Annotated in this window: 22 protein-coding genes; 9 read left to right on the top strand and 13 right to left on the bottom strand. The window is 46.0% G+C overall.

Annotation, left to right across the window (positions count from 1 at the left end; all coding sequences use genetic code 11):
* Positions 1–73 precede the first annotated feature (73 nt).
* From L4D09_RS10340 to argR, 3 genes are all read right to left on the bottom strand, one after another.
* Positions 74–2650 (bottom strand): TRAP transporter permease, encoded by a 2577-nt coding sequence (locus tag L4D09_RS10340; protein ID WP_428457424.1) that lies wholly within the window; start codon positions 2648–2650, stop codon positions 74–76.
* 125 nt (positions 2651–2775) lie between these two features.
* Positions 2776–3747: a TAXI family TRAP transporter solute-binding subunit gene (locus L4D09_RS10335; RefSeq protein WP_428457423.1), complete on the bottom strand. Its 972-nt coding sequence runs from the start codon at positions 3745–3747 to the stop codon at positions 2776–2778.
* A 339-nt stretch (positions 3748–4086) separates the two neighbouring features.
* Positions 4087–4557: a transcriptional regulator ArgR gene (gene argR, locus L4D09_RS10330; RefSeq protein WP_428457422.1), complete on the bottom strand. Its 471-nt coding sequence runs from the start codon at positions 4555–4557 to the stop codon at positions 4087–4089.
* 373 nt (positions 4558–4930) lie between these two features.
* Here argR and mdh point away from each other — a divergent pair, with 373 nt between their 5' ends.
* Entirely contained in the window at positions 4931–5866 is a 936-nt protein-coding gene (gene mdh / locus L4D09_RS10325) for a malate dehydrogenase (protein WP_428457421.1), read from the top strand.
* Between the two features lie 106 nt (positions 5867–5972).
* Here mdh and L4D09_RS10320 read toward each other — a convergent pair whose 3' ends face one another.
* Together L4D09_RS10320 and ispB are read right to left on the bottom strand one after the other, a co-directional pair.
* On the bottom strand, positions 5973–6164 hold the full coding sequence (locus tag L4D09_RS10320) for a hypothetical protein (protein WP_428457420.1): 192 nt from the start codon (positions 6162–6164) through the stop codon (positions 5973–5975).
* 150 nt (positions 6165–6314) lie between these two features.
* Positions 6315–7286, bottom strand: coding sequence for an octaprenyl diphosphate synthase (gene ispB / locus L4D09_RS10315; protein ID WP_428457419.1), 972 nt, complete (start codon positions 7284–7286; stop codon positions 6315–6317).
* 416 nt (positions 7287–7702) lie between these two features.
* Here ispB and rplU point away from each other — a divergent pair, with 416 nt between their 5' ends.
* The 7 genes from rplU (at position 7703) to folA (ending at position 12504) form a co-directional block, all read left to right on the top strand.
* Positions 7703–8014 carry a 50S ribosomal protein L21 gene (gene rplU, locus L4D09_RS10310; RefSeq protein ID WP_428457418.1) on the top strand — a complete coding sequence of 104 codons (312 nt, stop codon included), beginning with the start codon at positions 7703–7705 and terminating at the stop codon, positions 8012–8014.
* 18 nt (positions 8015–8032) lie between these two features.
* Complete coding sequence (rpmA, locus tag L4D09_RS10305; RefSeq protein ID WP_005369901.1) at positions 8033–8290, top strand: 50S ribosomal protein L27; 258 nt, start codon at positions 8033–8035, stop codon at positions 8288–8290.
* Between the two features lie 64 nt (positions 8291–8354).
* Positions 8355–9281 (top strand): DMT family transporter, encoded by a 927-nt coding sequence (locus L4D09_RS10300; RefSeq protein WP_428457417.1) that lies wholly within the window; start codon positions 8355–8357, stop codon positions 9279–9281.
* Positions 9282–9428: 147 nt separating this feature from the next.
* Positions 9429–10607 (top strand): Obg family GTPase CgtA, encoded by a 1179-nt coding sequence (gene cgtA / locus L4D09_RS10295; RefSeq protein ID WP_428457416.1) that lies wholly within the window; start codon positions 9429–9431, stop codon positions 10605–10607.
* Positions 10608–10738: 131 nt separating this feature from the next.
* Positions 10739–11530 (top strand): threonine/serine exporter family protein, encoded by a 792-nt coding sequence (locus L4D09_RS10290; protein ID WP_428457415.1) that lies wholly within the window; start codon positions 10739–10741, stop codon positions 11528–11530.
* Positions 11527–12000, top strand: coding sequence for a threonine/serine exporter family protein (locus L4D09_RS10285; RefSeq protein ID WP_428457414.1), 474 nt, complete (start codon positions 11527–11529; stop codon positions 11998–12000). Before L4D09_RS10290 ends, L4D09_RS10285 begins: the two co-directional genes overlap by 4 nt.
* Before the next feature lie 21 nt (positions 12001–12021).
* A complete protein-coding gene (gene folA, locus L4D09_RS10280) occupies positions 12022–12504 on the top strand; it encodes a type 3 dihydrofolate reductase (protein WP_428457413.1) in 483 nt (160 codons plus the stop codon).
* 59 nt (positions 12505–12563) lie between these two features.
* Here the strand turns inward: folA and apaH are convergent, their stop codons facing one another.
* The 6 genes from apaH to lptD all read right to left on the bottom strand — a co-directional run bounded on the left by apaH (position 12564) and on the right by lptD (position 19360).
* On the bottom strand, positions 12564–13379 hold the full coding sequence (apaH, locus tag L4D09_RS10275) for a bis(5'-nucleosyl)-tetraphosphatase (symmetrical) ApaH (protein ID WP_428457412.1): 816 nt from the start codon (positions 13377–13379) through the stop codon (positions 12564–12566).
* 8 nt (positions 13380–13387) lie between these two features.
* The gene (gene apaG / locus L4D09_RS10270; protein WP_428457411.1) at positions 13388–13771 is read right to left on the bottom strand and encodes a Co2+/Mg2+ efflux protein ApaG; all 384 of its coding nucleotides are present in this window, start codon (positions 13769–13771) and stop codon (positions 13388–13390) included.
* A gap of 82 nt (positions 13772–13853) precedes the next feature.
* Positions 13854–14669 carry a 16S rRNA (adenine(1518)-N(6)/adenine(1519)-N(6))-dimethyltransferase RsmA gene (gene rsmA / locus L4D09_RS10265; RefSeq protein ID WP_428457410.1) on the bottom strand — a complete coding sequence of 272 codons (816 nt, stop codon included), beginning with the start codon at positions 14667–14669 and terminating at the stop codon, positions 13854–13856.
* Positions 14666–15658, bottom strand: a complete 993-nt coding sequence (gene pdxA / locus L4D09_RS10260; protein WP_428457409.1) for a 4-hydroxythreonine-4-phosphate dehydrogenase PdxA — start codon at positions 15656–15658, stop codon at positions 14666–14668. Before pdxA ends, rsmA begins: the two co-directional genes overlap by 4 nt.
* Entirely contained in the window at positions 15645–16949 is a 1305-nt protein-coding gene (gene surA, locus L4D09_RS10255) for a peptidylprolyl isomerase SurA (protein WP_428457408.1), read from the bottom strand. Before surA ends, pdxA begins: the two co-directional genes overlap by 14 nt.
* Positions 16950–17014: 65 nt before the next feature.
* On the bottom strand, positions 17015–19360 hold the full coding sequence (gene lptD, locus L4D09_RS10250; RefSeq protein ID WP_428457407.1) for an LPS assembly protein LptD: 2346 nt from the start codon (positions 19358–19360) through the stop codon (positions 17015–17017).
* Positions 19361–19550: 190 nt separating this feature from the next.
* On the opposite strand from lptD, the gene djlA reads away from it, so the two are divergent.
* Positions 19551–20384, top strand: a complete 834-nt coding sequence (gene djlA, locus L4D09_RS10245; protein ID WP_428457406.1) for a co-chaperone DjlA — start codon at positions 19551–19553, stop codon at positions 20382–20384.
* A gap of 101 nt (positions 20385–20485) precedes the next feature.
* Here the strand turns inward: djlA and L4D09_RS10240 are convergent, their stop codons facing one another.
* Positions 20486–21454, bottom strand: coding sequence for a D-2-hydroxyacid dehydrogenase (locus L4D09_RS10240; protein ID WP_428457405.1), 969 nt, complete (start codon positions 21452–21454; stop codon positions 20486–20488).
* Between the two features lie 90 nt (positions 21455–21544).
* Positions 21545–22252, bottom strand: coding sequence for a bifunctional tRNA pseudouridine(32) synthase/23S rRNA pseudouridine(746) synthase RluA (rluA, locus tag L4D09_RS10235; RefSeq protein WP_428457404.1), 708 nt, complete (start codon positions 22250–22252; stop codon positions 21545–21547).
* Positions 22253–22282: the final 30 nt, after the last annotated feature.

The following is a 22282-nucleotide window of genomic DNA, read 5'->3' as shown; positions in this document are numbered from 1 at the left end:
GGATAGTTACTTCCTATAGTGTACATCAGTAAGGATGATCCCATTTTGAGAGGGATCATCCTATCAATGCCAATTAAGCATGACCTAGCTGTTTTGCTCGGCGGCGCTGATTAGCTCCGATCGCACCTAATATTAACAACGTAGGCACAAACACCCACTCTTTCATTGGCCTTATTGCAGGTAAGCTAACCGTTGTGATCTCCCAATCGAAGTCGATACCAGCTGCTTCTGCAGAGCTACCAAATTCAATCATGTCGACGATCATTTTCGTGTCATCTTGGCGAAGCATTAAGCCCATGGAACTAATTCGCTCTTCTGGGGTTACTGCGGTTTCATCAAATGGGAGTAGCACATGCTTTGATACCCACTTACCTTCAAGAGTTTCGCCACTGACTTGAAGCTCTAGCGGTTGGCCGATATTAAGCTTACCTGCAGCTTCGGTAATGAAGGTACCAGGCATTTCGTGCTTGGCTGGATAAACCATATCCCACCAGAAACCAGGCCGGAATAGCGTAAAGGTGATAAGCAGTAAGGCGATAACCTCCCACCATTTTGTTTTAGTGAACCACCAACCCTGTGTTGCAGCTGAGAAGGTCAGCATGGCAATAATGGCGGATAACACCGTTAGTGTTAGGTGCCACCAAGAATCGATATTCATCAATAATAATTGGGTATTAAAGATAAACATGAACGGCAAAATGGCAGTACGGATATCATAAGTAAAGCCTTGAATACCAGTACGGATCGGATCACTTTTAGCTATAGCGGCCGCGGCGAATGCTGCAAGCCCAACAGGCGGGGTGTCATCAGCCAGAATACCAAAGTAAAACACAAAGAGGTGGACTGCAATTAATGGGATAATAAGCCCATTTTGTGCGCCAAGTGTAACGATAACGGGTGCCATTAGGGTTGAAACGACGATGTAGTTTGCCGTTGTTGGTAGACCCATACCGAGGATCAAGCTAATTAAAGCGGTAAATAACAACATCAGTATGATGTTACCACCGGAGATAAACTCTACAAACTCGGTCATGACAAGGCCGATCCCTGTCAGTGTCACAACGCCAACCACGATCCCTGCTGCAGCTGTAGCAACACCAATGCCAATCATATTACGGGCACCGGAGACTAAACTTTCCAGTAAGTCATGAACGCCTTCCAATGCTGCATCTGGCAATGTCTTTTCTTTATTAAATAGCGCTAATAGTGGACGCTGAGTTAATAAAATGAAAATCATGAAGACGGTTGCCCAGAATGCAGAGAGGCCTGGAGAGAAACGCTCAACAGTGAGGCACCATACCAGCACGACAATTGGCAGCAGGAAGTAAAGTCCTGACTTCACGGTCGGGCCTGGGTCGGGTACTTCAGTGATCTCGGCATTTGGATCTTCAAGCGTATGATCTTGATAATTAGCGGAGTATTTCACGAGAGCGACATAGGCAATCAAGATTAATACTGCGATCATTGGTGTTGCTGCCGCACCAAATACACCTTTAGTCCAACCAATACCGTAATAAACAATCGCGCTCATTACGATTAGGCCGACAACAGTGGTCGCAAATGAGAAGAAACTTTGAGAAATCGTAGGTTTATAGCGGCGTTTAAGGCCAGACATACCGGCTTTACAAGCTTCAAGGTGAACAATATAGATCAGTGCGATATATGAAATCAGTGCTGGAAGCAATGCTGCTTTTATCACTTCAACATAAGAAATACCGACGTATTCAACCATCAAAAACGCTGCCGCTCCCATAATTGGAGGGGTTAGCTGACCATTGGTCGACGCCGCGACTTCAACAGCGCCAGCTTTGGTGCCTGGAAAGCCCACTTTTTTCATCAGTGGAATGGTAAAGGTACCTGTTGTTACAACGTTCGCAATCGACGAGCCAGAGACTAAACCAGATAAGCCAGATGCTACGACAGCAGCTTTCGCTGGACCGCCACGCATATGTCCGAGTAGTGAAAAAGCGACTTTAATAAAATAAGCACCAGCACCTGCACGATCGAGCATTGCGCCAAACAGGACAAATAGGAAAACAAATGAGGTTGAAACCCCGACAGCTATCCCAAATACCCCTTCGGTTGTTAGCCATAAGTGGGACATTGCCTTATTGAGGCTTGCTCCTTTGTGGGCAATAACATCCGGCATGTGTGGGCCGCCGAACGTGTACAGTAGAAATACTGCAGCTACGACCATCAATGGTGGACCCAGTGCACGACGGGTTGCTTCAAGTAGCAGTAGCATACCAATGGCTGCGACGATAATGTCGGGTTGGGTTGGCGCTCCTGAACGACCTGCAAGCTCGGTATAGAATAAGTAGATATACGCTGATGAAAAGCTGCCAGCGAGAGCCAGGATCCAGTCAGCGGCCGGGATCCGATCTCTTGGTGAGCGCTTGAGGGCTGGGTAAGCGGTAAAGGCTAAGAAAATGGCAAAAGCGAGGTGAATTGAGCGCGCCTCGGTGTCATTTAGTACGCCAAAATTAAAGATAAATGGTAATGGTGATGCATACCAAAGCTGGAACAGTGACCAGCACAGTGGAACGAACCACAAGATACGACCAGACAGTCCTGCAGGGCTTCTTGCCCCTGTATCAGCCTGAGCCACCATATCTTGCACATCAGTCGACGATTGGGTTGTCTTCGCCATGCATAATCCTTTTTTGATGGTCTAGGTATTAAAAATAATTGTGTTAAATCTGGGCTAATCAAAACAATATGCGCCGCATGAGCGGCGCATAAATGGCAAAAATGCCATGGTGAGTCTGGGCTAGATTATAAGTAGCCAGCTTCTTTGTAGTATTTTACTGCACCTGGGTGAAGTGGGATTGATAGGCCTTCTTTGACCATGTCCTCTGGCTTCAAGTTAGCGAAGGCAGGGTGTAGACGTTTAAACGTATCAAAATTTTCAAATACGGATTTTACAAGCGCGTATACAACATCATCTGAAACATCGGTTGACGAAACAAGAGTTGCCGCAACACCGAAGCTATTTACGTCATCGACTGTGCCTTTATACATACCACCTGGAACAGTGCTTTTTGCATAATAAGGGTTATCTTCGACGATTTTATCGATAGCTGGGCCTGTTGCTGAGATCAGCTTAGCATCACAAGACGTTGTTGCTTCTTTGATTGAACCGTTTGGATGGCCAACAACATATACAAAGGCATCAATTTTGTTATCACACAAAGCTTGAGAACGTTCAGAACCCTTTAGCTCAGAAGTGAGTTTAAAGTCTTTGTTTGTCCAACCCATCGCGTCCATGACAACACCCATGGTTGCACGGTCGCCAGAGCCTGGGTTACCGATATTGACACGTTTACCTTTTAGGTCTTCAACACCGTTAATACCAGCATCGGTACGGGCAATAATGTTGAATGGTTCGGTGTGAAGTGAGAATACTGCGCGTAATTTCTTATATGGACCCTGCTCTTCAAATTTGCTGGTACCGTTGTAGCCGTGGTACTGCCAATCTGATTGCACAATACCAAAATCAAGTTCACCTGCACGCATGGTATTTACGTTGTAGATAGAGCCGCCTGTTGACTCTACTGAACAGCGAACATTATGTTCTTTGCGATCAGCATTGACGAGTCGGCAAATAGCACCACCTGTTGGGTAGTAAACGCCAGTTACAGAACCTGTACCAATAGTAATAAAACTCTGAGCTTGCGCACTAGCCATACCAGTTGTCATAACTGCTGCTGCAAGCGCACTCATTGTGATGAATTGTTTCAATGCCATGTTTGTCCCTTCCTAATTATTGTTATTCCCGTTAAGGAGTTTTTCCATCGATGGAAAAGGCATATACCTTGGGTATTACACATCTAAATCATCAAGATGATAGCAAAATAGGAGAATGAAATTAAAATTATGTTAATGGTTTTTTGAGTTTTATAAGTGGAAATTGGAGCTGACAGTATAATAATTAAGAATAATTATATAAAACTATCAATGATTTGCAGAGGGATTATCTTATCGATAAAAGTTTGCTTGATTGTGATGTAACTCTCATTAATACCAGGCAGGATGGTCGGAAAAAGGTGGTTCCTGCCCAGTATCGAGAAGTAAGAAGAGGTGAGTTTACTTACTGTAATCAAATAGATCGCATACAGAGTCGAATAGTTCCTCTGTAGAAATCGTATTCGTTGGGGTGATGAAAATGGTGTCATCACCAGCCACTACACCTAAGATCCCTTCAGCTTTACCTAAAGAATCAAGTAGGCGAGCGATAACCTGTGCAGCGCCAGGCCCTGTATGGATCACAACAAGTGCACTGTTGTAGCCTATTTCCATTACGAGTTCTTTCAATGGACTGCTGGTGGTTGGAACACCAAGTTCAATAGGTAAGCAGTACACCATTTCCATTTTGGCATTACGGGTACGTACGGCACCAAATTTGGTGAGCATACGTGATACCTTAGATTGGTTGATGTTATCGAAGCCCTGAGCCTTCAAAGCGTCGACGATCTCGCCTTGAGAGCTGAACTTCTCTTCTTTTAGGATCGCTTTGAATGCTTTAACAAGGCGTTCTTGTTTATCTGAATTTCGCATAAGTAAATTTCATGTACAGGACGAGGTGCTGTATTTTGGCATAACCTTTTGACCACTAGCAAACAGTGTTCAAGTAAACTGGTGCTTGTATCACCATTATAGAGGCTCAGAATGAATAAATATTGTGATATATGCATTATTTTGAATTTTCTACAACCAGGCACTTGCGGTTAAATGTTACGATCATGTAGCACATTTTATTCTAGCCTATGCGCAACATCGCAAAGCTCACTGTGTTTGATTGTATTTACGATGAGCTTGCTATAACGTCAGTGATTACTAGCTTGTGATATGAAATCATATTATTAATTTATTGTGATTTCATATAATTAGGTCTGAAAATCATATACTTCTATCGTAAAGGAGAACGAACATGAAAGTTGCTGTAATTGGTGCGGCCGGTGGTATTGGTCAGGCGTTGGCATTATTGCTAAAAAACAGCCTGCCTGCAGGGTCTGATTTAGCTCTGTATGATATCGCGCCAGTCACTCCAGGTGTTGCTGCTGATTTAAGCCATATCCCAACTCCTGTTTCTATTAAGGGTTATGGTGGTGAAGATCCAACACCTGCACTAGAAGGTGCGGATGTTGTTCTAATTTCTGCCGGTGTTGCACGTAAACCAGGTATGGATCGTGCTGATCTATTCAATGTAAATGCTGGTATCGTAAAATCATTGGCGGAGAAAATCGCGGTAGTTTGTCCTAAAGCTTGTGTGGGTATTATCACGAATCCTGTCAATACGACTGTGGCAATTGCTGCCGATGTTTTGAAAAAAGCAGGTGTTTACGACAAGCGCAAGCTGTTCGGTGTAACGACACTGGATGTGATTCGTTCAGAAACTTTTGTTGCTGAACTAAAAGGCGTTGCGCCTAATCAGGTACGTGTACCTGTGATCGGTGGTCACTCTGGTGTGACAATTCTTCCTCTACTTTCACAAGTTGAAGGTGTCGAGTTCACAGCAGAAGAAATCGAAGCATTGACTCCACGTATTCAAAATGCAGGCACTGAGGTTGTTGAAGCTAAAGCGGGCGGCGGTTCAGCGACGCTATCAATGGGTCAGGCAGCATGCCGCTTCGGTCTTTCTTTAGTGAAAGCACTGCAAGGTGAAGGTGGTGTTGTTGAGTGTGCTTATGTGGAAGGTGATGGCAAACACGCTCGCTTCTTCGCTCAACCAGTTTTGCTAGGTAAAGAAGGTGTCGAGGAAGTGATGGACTACGGCACGCTAAGCAGCTTCGAGCAAGATGCTTTAGAAAGCATGCTAGAAACACTTCATGGTGATATCACGAAGGGCGAAGAATTCGCAAAGTAATGCTCTAGTAATACTCGCGCATTAAAAAAGCGGCCTATGGCCGCTTTTTTTGATCGCGTTCACCTCAAGTCAGTACTGCTTGGTGAGTCTGTGTAGGTATCTTAAGTTAGTAGTAGCTATCGCAACCCGTATGTAACTGAGGTTGATCGAGAATATCATCGCAGTTGATGTTTACACGACGATGATCCGCCATGCTTTCTATGATCGCAGTATTGTGGGTTTGATCAACGTCGATGATTTCCGAAATTCCGTGTTGGCATTCCACTCTCATTCCGGGCTTTAGCTCTTTTGCTTGCATGGCACGCTCCTTGAAGGATCATCAGGATCCATGAGTTAACTATAGTTGATTGGGAACTGGTTTAACGAGTCTATGGAGCGGAGCGAGAATGGTATAAGATCAAAAAAGCCTGCTCAAAGCAGGCTTTATCAGGGGGAAGTTTACGTCCGCTTATTTATTGCGGTTTACTGCAAGGTGGGCAAGAGCTACAAGGGCTGATTTGTAATCACTCTCAGCAAGAATCGACAAGCAGGCAATTGCTTTTTCTGCTTCTTCTTCTGCACGTTGTTGAGTGTATTCTAGTGACCCCACTTCACGCATACAGGCGAGGATAGGCTCAAGCTTATCTAGACCATTACCTTTTTCTATAGCTTCTCGGATCATTGATGCTTGCTCGCGATTACCATGATGCATAGCATGCAATAATGGTAGTGTAGGTTTACCTTCAGCAAGGTCGTCACCCACATTTTTTCCCATTTCAGCACCATCAGCATTATAGTCAAGTACGTCGTCAATTAGCTGGAAGGCTGTGCCTAAGTAGCGGCCATAATCTTGCATTGCAGATTCAATATCTGCAGGCGCTTCAGCTAAAATAGCAGAAATCTGAGTGGCTGCTTCAAACAAACGGGCCGTCTTCGAATAGATAACCTGCATGTAGCTGTCTTCGGTCGTATCAGGATCATTGCAGTTCATTAATTGCTGCACTTCACCTTCGGCAATGACATTGGTTGCTTCGCTCATAATGTCAAGGATCCTTAAGGATCTTAGGCTTGTCATCATTTGGAATGAACGGGTGTAAATATAATCACCAACAAGCACACTTGCGGCGTTGCCAAATAAGGCATTAGCCGTTTCTTTGCCACGGCGCATGTCTGATTCATCAACCACATCGTCATGCAACAATGTGGCGGTATGGATAAATTCGACAAAGGCAGCTGCTGTTGTGTGTTTATCGCCCTCATAGCCAAGTGCTCGAGCGCCAAGAACAGCAAGCATTGGACGAAGGCGTTTACCACCACCGCTGACAATGTAGAAGCCTAGTTGATTAATGAGGGCTACATCTGAGTTCAGTTGAGCCAGTATCTTCGCGTCGACCTCTGCCATATCGTTGGCAGTGAGCGCTTGGATAGCTTTGAAATCCATTGTACATCCAGCAAATAGTTTGCCGCACATCGGCGGAATGTTAAGTCTGCAAATTGACAGTACACTTACAACAAACGGTGTTTATCAACCGGTCTTATGCAACAGCAATATGCGTTGGGTAAAAACGTTTGATAACTAAACCACAAGTAGGTTGTTTAGTCTAAAGATTGTTAATCTGCTGCTAAAAATAATTATCGAATATTACACTAAAAGACTACCATCTTCATAATCTCGATTGTGTTTAAATCAACGACTTTTATTACTGACCAGCTTTTCACCAATTTTCTTTGTCTAATGGGTTGCCAGTAGCTCCGTTTTCACGTAACATTCGCGCCCTATTGATGACAAGATTAAGCGCATACCCATAGCCCGATTTATATGTGGCTAATGGCCTATGCGGACAAGCGGAGTAAGACATGTACGCTGTTTTCCAAAGTGGTGGTAAACAACACCGTGTAAGCGAAGGCCAGACCTTACGCTTAGAAAAATTAGACGCTGAAACTGGCGCTAATGTTGAATTTGATTCAGTACTTCTAGTAGCCAATGGCGAAGAAGTAACTGTAGGTGCACCTTTCGTAGCTGGCGGCAAAGTAACTGCTGAAGTAGTTACACACGGTCGTGGCGATAAAATTAAAATCGTTAAGTTCCGTCGTCGTAAGCACTCTCGTAAGCAAGCGGGCCACCGTCAGTGGTTCACTGAAGTCAAAATTACTGGCATCAGCGCTTAATAACAGGAGAATTTAAAGATGGCACACAAAAAAGCTGGCGGTTCTACTAACAACGGCCGCGATTCAGAAAGTAAACGTCTTGGTGTTAAGCGTTTCGGTGGCGAATCTGTACTAGCAGGTAACATCATCGTTCGTCAACGTGGTACTAAATTCCACGCTGGTAACAACGTAGGCCTAGGTAAAGACCATACTCTTTTCGCTCTATCTGACGGTAAAGTGAAGTTTGAAGTTAAAGGTCCTAAAAACCGTAAATTCGTATCTATCGAAGCTGAATAATTCAGTCTCGTAACGAATTATAAAGCCCTGCCTATTGGCGGGGCTTTTTGTTATTGGAGGCACCATGCCGCAATACAACCCCACTATGGGGATTATGCTGGCATTACTGACCGCAGTGTTCTGGGGAGCCTTACCAATTGCAATGAAGCAAGCTGTTGAAGTAATGGATCCGTTTACCATCGTTTGGTATCGCTTTATTACTGCATCCGTAGGCCTTGGCTTATGGCTTTCTTTTAGGAAGCAGCTGCCGTCAGTGAAAACCTTAGGTGTGAAAAATGGCACGATTTTATTTCTCGCAAGCCTAGGGCTGGCAGGTAACTTTGTGTTGTTTAATAGCTCTTTGGAGTACTTGAACCCACCTGTTGTGCAGGTCATTATGCAGTTGGCTCCTGTGATGCTGCTGCTGACGAGTGTCTGGGTGTTCAAAGAAACATTAGGACGGCATCAGATCATTGGAGTAACGTGTTTACTTGCAGGACTGTTGCTGTTCTTTAACGAGCGTCTTGCTGAGCTGTTTACTAGCTTCAGTGGCTATACAACCGGCGTGTTGTTTGCCGTTTTAGCTGCTATCGTTTGGGTAGTATATGGGCTCGCTCAAAAAACGATGCTCAAGCACTACAGCTCGCCACAGATCTTATTGATGATCTATGTGATCTGTACTTTGATGCTGACACCGTTAGCACAGCCAGATCAGATCCTACTGATGGATCAACGCCAATTGGGTATGCTGCTATTTTGCTGTATGAATACGCTAGTTGGTTATGGAGCATTTGCCGAAGCAATGGCACGGTGGCAGGCCTCACAAGTGAGTGCTGTGATCACCTTAGCTCCCTTATTTACTATTTTATTTGTTGACCTCGCGAGCCTTGTCTGGCCAGCGTATTTTACGCCTGCTTCACTGAATACTTTTGGGTATATGGGAGCGATTGTGGTAGTGAGTGGTGCGATGTTCTGCGCCATAGGCCACAAGCTAATACGGCCAAGAAGCTGAGTTAAGGTCAAAACCAGTACTTCGTCAGTACAGCCCTGAAGGGGAAGCCTGTTAAGCGTGGTATTTGGTATTACAATAGGTTAATAGCACCTGAGTGGCAAAGGCTACTCAAGTGAAGAATTTTAACGCCACAGTGCGGAGAAAAAGATGAAGTTTGTAGATGAAGCGGTAATTCGCGCCGATGCTGGTGACGGTGGTAATGGTACCGTTAGTTTTCGTACTGAAAAGTATGTACCGAAAGGCGGCCCTGACGGTGGTGACGGTGGTGATGGTGGTGATGTTTACCTACTGGCCGATGAAAACCTTAATACGCTGATTGACTATCGCTTTGTACGATTCTATGCCGCTGAACGTGGCGAAAATGGTCGCGGTGGTAATTGTACTGGTAAGCGTGGTGCCGACAAAGTCTTATCCGTTCCAGTTGGTAGCCGTGCTATCGATGAAGAAACGGGTGAGGTGATTGCAGACTTGACGCAGCATGGTATGAAGATCATGGTTGCGAAAGGTGGTTTCCACGGTTTGGGTAACACTCGCTATAAGTCTTCCGTTAATCGCGCGCCTCGTCAAAAATCGATGGGTACGAAAGGCGAAGTGCGTCACCTTCGACTAGAGCTATTGTTGCTGGCTGATGTTGGTATGCTTGGTTTACCGAATGCAGGTAAATCGACGTTTATTCGTTCTGTTTCTGCAGCGAAGCCAAAAGTTGCTGACTACCCATTTACAACATTAGTGCCAAGCCTTGGTGTGGTACGTGTCGATAGCGATCGTAGCTTTGTGGTTGCGGACATTCCGGGACTGATCGAAGGGGCGGCTGACGGTGCAGGTCTGGGTATTCGTTTCCTTAAACACCTAGAGCGTTGTCGTGTGTTACTTCACATGATTGATCTACTACCAGCTGATGGTTCAGATCCGGTCGAAAATGCATTTACGATTATTAACGAATTAAATCAGTACAGTGACAAGCTGACGAATAAACCTCGTTGGATTGTCTTTAATAAAGCTGACTTGATGCCAGAAGAAGAAGCCCAGGCGAAGATCGAGGAGATCTTGGATGCATTGGCATGGGAAGACAAGCATTACTGTATTTCAGCACTGAATCGTACGGGAACAAAAGATCTAACGTATGATCTTATGACTCAAATCGAATCTATGCCCGCTGTTGTCTATAACGATGTTGAAGACGAGACTGAAGATAAAAAAGCCGAGTTCAAGTGGGATGATTATCACGAGCAGCAAGTTAAGCAAGCTGATAAGAGTGATGACGATGATGACTGGGATGATTGGGACGAAGACGATTATGATGTAGAGATCATCTACAAGCCATAATTGCGAGTCCACATAACGCCAGATAAAAAGCCGCTTTGATAGCGGCTTTTTTTGTGCCTTGTCAATCCTCGATGCTTCAATTTGTATGATAATTAATGAGGTTTATTTCGATTGAAGTGATAGGTGCAATTATGCAAGCGGAGGATAATCCATTGCCTGAGTTGATACAGAGAGAAATATCTCGACTTTCTGTACTTGCAGGGCAGCGGCTATTACAGCATGGAGCAGAGAGTACATTGGTGATGGATGTCACTAGGCGGTTAGGATTAGCCTTAGGTGCCGAGAGTGTTGAGGTTTCATTGTCGGCCAGCTCAATGGTACTGACGACATTAAGCCACGGACGGTGTATTACGACAACGCGACGTTGTCAGGACCGAGGGATTAATATGCAGGTCGTGACTGAAATTCAGCGTGTTTGCATTATGGCTGAGCGCGGAATGCTAGATATTGACGGCGTGCATCAACGGTTAGAAAAAATTAAGCCTCTGCGCTATAACCGCTATCTGGTTATCTTTATGATTGGATTATCTTGTGCTTCTTTTAGTCGTTTGGCGGGAGGCGATTGGCCAGTATTCCTGCTGACTTTTGCTGCCTCTTCTGTTGGTATGTTTGTTCGACAAGAAATTGCCCATCGCCATTTTAATCCCCTCCTAAATTTTGGAGTGACGGCATTTGTCACAACGTTGATTGCGGGGCTCGGTCAGGTTTATCACATTGGCGAGGCTCCCTTTTTGGCGATGGCTTCTTCGGTGCTGATGTTAGTACCTGGTTTTCCTTTAATTAATGCCATTTCTGATATGGTCAAAGGGTTCGTGAATATGGGGATTGCCCGTTGGACAATGGCAACCTTACTGACACTCGCGACAAGCATGGGCATAGTGGGCGCGATGAATATACTTGGTGTATGGGGGTGGTTGTCATGATCACTTCAGCATTTTTAATCGCATTGCTTGATGATATGTTTTTTGCTGCTATTCCTGCCGTCGGGTTTGCCTTGGTATTTAATGTACCTGTTAAAGCCCTGAAATATTGCGCAATAGGTGGTGCTATAGGGCATGGGTGCCGTTTTACGTTGATGCACTATGGTTTATCGGTTGAATGGGCGACGTTGTGTGCTGCGACGCTTGTCGGCATGATTGGCGTACATTGGTCACATCGTTTTTTGGCACACCCTAAAGTATTTACGGTTGCTGCCATGATCCCGATGGTACCCGGTGTTTTTGCGTTTAAAGCGATGATCGCTTTGGTTGAAATTAATCATCGCGGCTTTACACCGGAGTTGTGGGCATTGCTTATCGAGAATGTGCTTAAAGCGGTATTTGTTGTGGCTGCGCTAGCAATTGGACTGGCAATGCCTGGCTTATTGTTTTATCGTCGCCGACCAGTGGTGTAACCAAAAATTGAGGGAGATAAGATGAAGATCAGCATGATCGCTGCAATGGCAAATGGACGAGTGATTGGTAAAGACAATGCCATGCCATGGCATTTACCCGCAGATTTTGCTTGGTTTAAACAAGCGACACTGGGTAAGCCAATTGTGATGGGGCGCAAAACATTTGAATCAATTGGTCGTCCATTACCTGGTCGATTAAACATTGTGATCAGCCGAAATCCTGAATTTAAAGCCGAAGGTATAACGGTTGTTTCAGATATAGCTGAAGCGAAAAAAGCCGCTGGTGAGGTCGAAGAGCTTATGATCATTGGCGGAGGAAGTATTTATAGTGTTTGTCTGCCTGAGTCAGATCGCTTGTACTTAACGTTTATCAACTTCGATGTCGATGGCGATACTTGCTTCCCTGATTGGGGAGAAGGATGGCAAGAAGTTCACAACGAAGCGTATAGTGCAGATGAAAAGAATGCTCATGATATGCGTTTTGTGATCCTAGAGCGCCACTGACCGCTTTGGGCAGGTATTGCCTGCCCAACAGCCATACTTAAATGGCGATAAACGCAGATCTACGCATGAACCGGGCAGGCGCGTTCGAATCTTGCCCCATCTTCCCAGCGAAGTAGTGTCATGCTATTTCCCCAGACACAACCAGTGTCTAAACCAATGACTTGTTCATCCTCATAACCCATCAGAGCGGCCCAGTGACCGAAAATTATTTTCTTGTTGATCGGTTGACGAGGAAGGGCAAACCAAGGCCTGAGCTCACTTGAAGCAGCTTGCTCTGGTGAGAGCTTGCAACCCATATCTAATTGCCCGTCAGGGTAACAAAATCGCATGCGGGTAAAGGTGTTGATGGTATAGCGGTAACGCTCGATCCCCTGCAATGCTGAAGACCATTGGTCTGGGCCATTCCCATACATATTTTTAAGCAGCCAGAGGTAGTCTTCTCCTTGGAGGAGCTGTTCGACTTCACGGGCTTGTTGATGCGCAGTTTCTAGATCCCATTGTGGGCTAATGCCAGCATGGCTCATTACGAGTTGATGTGTTGGGTGTTCAGCCAATAAAGGCTGATGACGTAGCCAATCAAGGAGTTCATCGCGATCTGGGGCATCTAAAATGGCTTGGGTTTTGTCTTTGGGCTTACTTTTGGCAATACCGTTGGCGACAGCTAATAAGTGAAGATCATGGTTTCCGAGTACCGTGGTGGCTTGGTGGCCTAACCCTTTAACAAAGCGGAGTGTTTCGAGTGATTTTGGACCTCGGGCAACGAGATCACCTGCGAGCCAAAGTTCATCTTGTTGCGAATTAAAGTTTGCTTGATCAAGTAGTTCACACAGATCGTCAAAACAGCCTTGAATATCACCGACAAGGTAAGTCGACATAGGTGCCCTTAATGGAGAATGTTGGGTATAGAAAGGCGAAATGGAGAAATTTCCGCGTTGAATTCATCGCCATGTTCATTAACCATGACATAGTGTCCTTGCATGACGCCGAGGGGGGTCTCGATGATCGTGCCACTGGTGTAAGTATATTCTTCTTTCGCTGGAATAAGCGGTTGCTCGCCAACCACGCCTTCACCTTCAATCACGAGTTTTTTACCATTAGCATCGGTGATAAGCCAGTGCCTGCTAATAAGTTGGGCATTGCCACTGCCTAAGTTTGCAATGGTGATGGTATAAGAAAAAACATAACGCTGATTTTCAGGTTCAGATTGATCTTCAATGTAGTGAGTGACTACACGGCATTTTATCGTTGGTGTCACAGTCGATGTCATTGTTTTGCATCCTTTCTAAAACTGCGCATTAGGCAAAGCCTAATGCGCGGGCTTATCAAATTAGGCGATGTGACAGCTGGGCCTATTTATTGACGTGGTTGGCATCCAGCCAGTTAGCCATCCCCACAAACTGCTCTAGTGTCAGGTTTTCAGGGCGAAGAGCAGGGTTGATCCCCAGGTCTTCTAATTGCTCGGTTGTGAGTAGAGCTTTGTAGCAGTTACGAATGGTTTTACGACGCTGATTGAAGCCTTCACGACAGACACGATCTAACCACTTAAGGTTAGTACATGGATGCGGTAGGGTTTCATACGGTGTAATACGTACAACTGCTGAGTCAACCTTTGGTGCTGGTACAAATGACTCTGGCGGCACTTCTAAAACTGGCATTACGCGAGAGTAGTACTGAGCCATTACGGTCAATCGACCATAGGCTTTGCTGCCAGGGCCTGCGGCTAAACGATTCACCACTTCTTTCTGCAGCATGAAGTGCATATCTTCAATATGCTCATGGAATGAGAAAAGGTGGAACATCAGCGGCGTCGAGATGTTATATGGCAAGTTACCAAAAATACGTAGCTTATTGTTGGTCTTAATAAGCTGAGTGAAGTCGAAGCGCATTGCATCGCCTTCATGAATTGTTAGCTTACTGCCTAGGTCTGGATGATTACGTAGGCGCTCAGCCAAATCACGGTCTAATTCGATAACCGAAAATTTATCAACCAGTTTTCCGACAGGTTCGGTGATCGCACCAAGACCAGGGCCGATCTCAACCAAGTTTTGACCTGGAAGAGGGTTAATTGAAGACACAATGCCGTCAATGATATAAGGGTCTTTTAAAAAGTTCTGACCAAAGCGCTTACGCGCACGGTGGCCTAAATGGACCTGATCGCTGCTCATGTTTGTTTTTCTACCAATTCAAGGGCGTGCGATAGCGCTGTCCAAAGGCTACCGGTGTCCGCCTGTCCGGTACCGGCGAGTTCCAGTGCGGTACCATGATCTACTGAGGTTCTGATAAAGGGCAGGCCTAACGTAATGTTGACAGATTTACCAAAGCCTTTGTATTTCAGCACTGGTAGCCCTTGATCGTGATACATAGCCAATACCGTATCGGCATCGGCCAAATATTTTTCTTGGAAAATAGTATCTGCCGGCAGTGGGCCGATCAAATTCATACCTTCCTGTTGGCGGAGTTGCTCTAGAGCCGGATTGATTACATCAATCTCTTCCGTCCCTAAGCAGCCATCTTCACCAGCGTGTGGGTTAAGCCCACACACATATATTTTAGGGTTTGCGAGGCCGAATTTGCTGACAAGATCAGCATGTAAAATTCGAATTACTTGCTGTAAGCGTTCCTCGGTCACCGCTTTTGATACATAGGCTAGAGGAATATGCGTGGTCACTAAAGCGACACGCAGTCCTTCTGTTGCCAGCATCATTACCACTTGATCCGTATCTGACTGCTGGGCAAAAAATTCGGTATGGCCGCTAAATGAAACACCGGCTCGGTTGATCGCCCCTTTATGTACAGGGCCAGTCACAACCGCCGCGAATTCACCGCTCATACACCCTTCAGCCGCTTGTGTCAGAGTATGTAGTACATAATGACCATTTTTATCATTTAGCTCACCAGCAACGACTGGAGCCGCTAAATCATGGTTTGCGACCACTAACGTCCCAGCCTTGTGAGGCTGAGCGGGCAATGTGGCATCATATTGGATCACCTCAATGGGCAAACCCAATGTGGCTGCACGTTCTACCATAACCTGAGCATTAGCACAAATGACTAATTGGTGTGGCCAGTCTTGTTGAGCCAATGATAACACCAAGTCAGGCCCGATCCCTGCAGGCTCTCCTGGAGTGATTGCGATACGATTAACTTTGGTCATTATTTTCTTCCGGTTGCTCGATGAAAGCACCAGCACGCAGCTCTTGTAACCAAGTCTGTGCTTCTTCATTGAATTTGCGGCTAAACAGAATGCGATAAGCACGGTTCTTTACTGCAGCATCGGTGCGGTCAACATCACGACGTTCAAGCACTTCCACAATGTGCCAGCCATGAACGGTTTTGAATGGTTCGCTGATTGTGCCTTTTGGTAATGTTTCTACTTTCTCTTTAAATTCCGGTACGTATAAATCAGGCGTTTGCCAGCCTAGCTCACCACCATTGGCTGCTGAGCCAGGGTCGGCACTTAGCGCTTGAGCAACATCGGCAAAGCTACGTTCGCCCGCAATGATTGCGCGTCGTGCTTCCATCAATTGTCTTTGTGCTGCCTCATCGCTCAGAATTACTGATGTATTGACTAAGACATGACGAGCATTGACTTCAGTGACGGATACCGTTTCGAGGCCTTCAACTTGGTTGATTTTAAGAATGTGGTAGCCCACACCACTACGGAATGGACCAATGATAGCGCCAGTACCGTGTGATTTTACTTGGTCGGCAAAAATGGTTGGCATTTCTTCTTCTCGCATCCATCCCCATTCACCGCCTTCTAAGGCTTTAGGGCCTTTCGAGTAGCTATAAGCTAAATTGGCGAAATCTGCCCCACCTTGAAGCTCGCTGATAATTTGCTTAGCTTGATCAGCAACTTTTGCACGTTCTGCGGCACTAGCCCCTTCTTCAACACGAAGCTGAATGTGGCTAAGGTTATAACGTACACTTTGCTGCTCTTGTTGATTAAGCTGCTCGGCAAGCAACTCCACTTCTTGTGGCAAGATATTAATACGACGACGAACTTGGATTGTACGAACTTCTTCAGCAGTAATGTCACGGCGCATTTGCTCACGGAACATCGAGAAGCTGATGCCGTATTGAGCGAGATCGTTTTGCAGTTGTGCCACGGTTACCTGGCGCTCTGCAGCCATCTGAGCAATAGACTGATCAAGGCGTGTATCATCAACACGAATACCGAACTGCTCGGCCTGTTGAATTTGCAGCGTTTCAATGATCAATTTTTCCATAATTTGCTCTGAGAGTAGCTCCTCAGGTGGCAAAGGCTGGTTTTGAGCATCAGCATTCATGCGAACTGTTTTTAACATACCATCGACGTCACTTTGTAAAATCACACTTTCATTGACGATAGTGACAACGCGATCGAGTTCTTGTGGAGCGGCAATGCTTCCCGCAGTTAGCCCCCATAGAGCAAGGCCAAGCAGGCCAGACTTCCAATTTTTCATATCATATTTCCATGTGGCGCGAAGGCGCAGTAAATCAAGGTTCTAGCAGCAAGCTACCAGTAACATTAGTTGTTTAGATAAAATGGACGACCGTAGCTAATTGAGTTTCCATCGGAGCTCGAACCAACCGCAGGCACACCCGCTAAGCCGAGTAAGCTAAATGAGATACTAAAGTTCTGCTCATACTCCGCAGCGCTGGTAGACACGTTACCTCGCGTTTTGAGGTACTCGTTATAGCCAAGGCTAATCATCCAACACGCGGTGCGGAAGTTCAGGGTGATTTGCCCTTCCAGCATTTGGTTTTCAGTCAGGTCATGATAGTAATCGCCACGGAGTGTAACGCCATCAGCAACGGGGAACCCGGTAGAGAAGCCCAGTTGAGAAATTCCGTCTTCGGTGTAGCGATCTAAATCATCCTCATCAAGAACGTTTTCTAGTAAATAATCTCGAGAGATATAACGGTAGTTGATTTGACTGAAAAGGCCGCCTTCGCGGTATTCGAGTGCACCGTTGGCGAACTGGAGATCCTTTTTGTTGGCGTCATATTGCAATCCGCCATGGAAGAATAACCAGTCATCGTAGTTGAACTCAGACTCAAAAGCGGTCGCAGAGTAATTCGGCGTGACCTCATCACCGTCTTCTAAGTTACGCCCAGAGTCATTGAGGAAGAATATTTGTCCTACCGCGATGTTAAAGCGTTCCTTGAAGCCATTATCAAAGTAGCGCGAGGTTGCGCCGACAGTGAACTGGTTGGCAGCAGCGATGCGATCGACGCTTGAGTAGCGTTTGTCACGGAACAGGCCGTAGTAGTCGGTCTGCATCAGCGTTGTATCGTACGCGGCAAAAATATCATCTTGCTCAACGTCTTTCACGTATAGGTATTGGACTTGAGGTTCCAAACTTTGGGTATAACTCTCTCCCCAAAGTAAAGTATCACGCTCAAGATAAAGCCCGCTGTGGAGACGAATGCTCGGCACGGTGCGTGACGCTGTTTCTTCCAACTCTGGATTTAATGACGCATCGAAGTCCTGATTGTAATAGGTATACATCAGTTTGGCTTCGCTCGTCATGGACCACCATGGTGTTGCGTAGGGCAGCATTAGTGTTGGCTCAAGGTGAACACGATCAGCCGATGGCTTGCTTGAGTCATCATTTTCAAAGCGGCTGATGTGGCTGTTCATCTTAAAATCAAAACCATAAGGGATATCGTCTTGATAATAGTTAAACTCTAGCTGCGGCATGAGGCGGTAATTCGAGGATACGCCAAGGGTTAACGGCTGGAAATTACGCACCCTGAGTGTTGAATCCCAATTAAGATCTCGATATGACACTTCACCCGTTTGGAGTAGGTTGTTATCTTCTCGATTACCAATACCGGAGCTAATATCAGAAAAGTATGTTGGATCGCTGACTTTGCTGTAGTCAACCTCGAAGAGCCAGTGCCCTTGATAAGAGCCGCGGTGAGACCAGTTAAAGGCCCAGCGTGAATCTTCTTCGGTCGCCAGCTTGTCATCACCTAAATACTCGCCCTCTAAGCTACCGCTGCCAAGATCGGTGAGGTATCGGAACTTAGAGTTCAGTTGTAGGCCACGATTGCTCATATACTTTGGCGTAATGGTCATGTCGTAGTTAGGGGCGATGTTCCAATAGAACGGGGCTTCCATTTCAAAGCCATCACGAGAGCCGAAGCTTACGGTGGGGTAGAGAAAACCCGTTAAGCGCTCTTTTCCGACAGGCACGCGTAAATATGGCATGTAGAAAACAGGGACATTGGCAATTTCAAAGCGGGCATTATACATATCTGCAAAAGGAGAATCGTTTTCTCGCTCAATGCTAGAGGCGGAAAACTGCCAGCTTTTATCACCCGGTGGGCATGTGGTATAGGTGCCGTTTTTCAAGCGGTAATAAGACAAACCACTTTTTGTGACCCTCTCTGCCTCGCCCCGGCCAGCTTCACAGGTCATGCTGTAGACGGCATTGTTCATTTCTGCGTCGTCGGTATCCAAATTATTTTGAATCCGATCTGAGTACACTTCGAGCGTACCATCATGATAATAAACATTACCTTCAGCCGTCACTATGTTCTCGGGCTGGCGTAGCGTGGCGTTGTCTGCGGCAACAGTGCGATTTCCTTGCTGCAATACTACATCGCCAGAGTAGGTCACTTTCTGGTTTGTTTTGGCTTCAGCATGATCCGCTGAAACAAAAATGGGCTCGTTGTTTGGGTCAGCTGGCATATCCTGTGGCGCAATACACACGCCACGAACCATTTCTAGTTCATCAGTGCCATCTTTGACCGATGAATGGTCATTAACCTCTTCATCGGTTGCAGGTGTTGCATAAGCCATTGTCGGGCCGAATAGCGCGAGGCTGATCATGGTTGCCAATAAGCTGCGGGAAGTTGATGACATCTAAATAAACATTCCTGTATTAAATTTTTTTAGCGCATTTGTTATTGCTGACCGGGTTTTCACAAGCATTCCCGAGAAATGCCAGCTATCATAATGCAAATTCTACCCGACGGCATCTTTTGGCGTTATTGTATCGGGTTTAATTTATTATAAATATTTCTAAATTTAGCAAATTACCAGAGAGTAGCGAATGCAAGTTTGGGGCAAAATCTTAGGGGCATTTTTTGGTTTCCTTCTCGGTGGACCATTTGGTTTGTTATTAGGTCTCTTTTTGGGGCATAAGTTCGATAAAGCACGATCAATAGTTTACCGAAGAAGAAGTTTTGCGGGGTTTGGTGGAAATCAGGCATCAAATGCCGAGCGTCAGGCTGAGTTTTTTCATGCAGGCTTTGCGGTTATGGGGCATGTTGCTAAAGCAAAAGGGCATGTAACAGAAGATGAGATCCGAGTCGCGAGTGCCATTATGGATAGGATGGGACTTCATGGTGAATCTCGTCGTCAAGCCCAAAATGCGTTTCGTGATGGCAAAGAAGAAGGCTTTCCACTCGAAGAGACATTGAGCAAAGTACGGACAGGCTGTGCGGGTCGAGCGGATTTATTACAGTTTTTCCTTGAGCTGCAAATTCAAGCTGCTTTTGCTGATGGCACGTTGCATCCGAGCGAGCGTCAACTGTTGCATGTTATTGCGCGGTATTTGGGGTTCTCAGAGCGCCAATTAGAGCAGCGCCTACATATGCAAGAAGCAGCCTTTCGTTTTCAGCAAGGTGGTTTCAACCAGCAAGGCGGTTTTCAGCAAGCGCCGACGCAAGATCAACTTGCTGATGCCTATGAAGTGCTTGGTGTAAAAGAAACGGCCACAGCGCAAGAGCTGAAGCGGGCATACCGGAAACAAATGAATGAACATCATCCCGATAAGTTGGCAGCAAAAGGGCTACCACCTGAAATGATGGAATTAGCAAAACAGAAGACCCAAGAGCTACAGGCTGCTTATGATTTAATCCGTAAGGAAAAAGGGTTTAAGTAAGCTCAATCCGTTTTATCGAGTTTGCTTGTCAATAAAAACGAGAGCTAAAGCTCTCGTTTTTTGTTTTTTTAGCGATGATTTAGAGTTTCTAGAAGAAGGGGTTATACCCTGTTTTGTGGCGTTCCCGCGGCAAAGGCGTTGAGGTTATCAATCAAGCGATCGGCGAGCCCCTGAATGGCGCTGTCAGAGCCCCAAGCGACATGCGGCGTTAGTAATAAGTTGGGTAGATTGGCGTTGGCAATTAATGGATTGTCATGTGGGGCTGGTTCAGCAGTGAATACATCAATGCCCGCCCCTGCAATAGAGCCTGATTTTAGAGCATCGACCAAAGCTTGTTCATCAATAAGGCCACCGCGGGCGGTATTGAGCAGTAATGCGCTGTTTTTCATGCTTTCAAGTTCTGGTTTGCTAATCAGGTTCGTTGTTTGTTCTGTTAGCGGACAGTGAAGGCTAATTATATCCGCATGTGAAATGACTTCATCAAACGAGTGATACCCCTCGCGGCAGGTCGATGCCCCTTTGCGTTCAGCAAATACGACGTTCATTCCTAGTGTCTTGCCTAAATTTGCCATTGCTTGACCAAGACCACCACTGCCGATGATCCCAAGCGTCGCACCTCGAATATCGCCAATAGGGTGGGTGAAAAAACAAAATTGCCCTTTTTCTGCCCATACACCATTTTGAATATCCCGATGATAGCCCATTAGATTACGGCGTAATGCAAACATCATCGCAATGGCGTGCTCAGGCACGGAATCTACCGCGTAGCCTTGAATGTTACTGACAATAATGCCATTACTTCGGCAATAATTAAGATCCACATTATTGGTGCCGGTGGCAGAAATTGCGATCATTTTAAGCTGAGGCAACTGACTCAGTATGGTGGCATCAAGCACTACTTTATTGGTGATTACAATCGTGGCATTCGCCAAGCGTTCAACAATTTGCTCTGGCTCAGTCGCAGGGTGATCAATCCATTGGTGAGGAAAGTTTGGGGCGGAAAGCTGAATATGCGGAGGGATCGTGTCTCGGTCAAGAAAAACAATGGTTTCAGTTGCGGGTGACGGCATAATTTGAGTCTGGGTATAGGGATAATAGTATCAGTTAACCTTACTTCTATACCTAGCCTCAATATGTCGTATCGAATTTTTGAACCAACGCTAACTTTCTTGGTTTAACAGTGTGTTCTTCGGCGCTTCAGGGTAAAAATCACAAGGGGCAAACAGGTGCATTGCCTCCCCCGTTGTTGGGTGGAAGAATGACAACTCCGCAGCGTGCAGTTGCAATCGCTCCGCCATGGCGCGCCCTTTTTCGTTGGCATAAAACCGATCGCCAAGAATGGGGTGACCGAGCGCCAAAAGGTGGACTCGTAGCTGATGCGAGCGGCCTGTTACTGGCCTTAAACGAACAAGGCTCGATTGTTCATCATGACTGAGCCGTTGGTAGTGGGTGACAGATGGCTTGCCATGTTCAAAGCAGACTTTTTGCTTAGGGCGGTTGGGCCAATCACAGATCAGTGGAAGATCAACAGTGCCGGAGGCTTGCTCAACAGCACCATAGGTTCGGGCGTAATAAACCTTTTCAGTTTTGCGGTCCTGAAATTGTATTTTTAGATTGCGTTCAGCTTCTTTATGCAAAGCAAGGATCATTAATCCAGAGGTGGACATATCCAGTCGGTGAACTAACTGGGCGTCAGGATAATCTCGGATCACCCGGCTAAAAACGCTGTCATAGTGGATTGGGTCCCGGCCCGGGTTTGAAAGCAACCCCGATGGCTTATCGATAGCGATGAGATCGTCATCGAGGTATAAAATATCGAGCCAAGGGTCGGTTGGTGGGTGGTAATCCAATACGGGCAAGGGTTTCATCAAAGACCTGATCATCTAGTTGCGAGGGCG

This window comes from Photobacterium makurazakiensis (assembly GCF_050336715.1).
Lineage (GTDB): Bacteria > Pseudomonadota > Gammaproteobacteria > Enterobacterales > Vibrionaceae > Photobacterium > Photobacterium makurazakiensis.
This window is presented reverse-complemented; position numbering and strand designations above follow the sequence as displayed.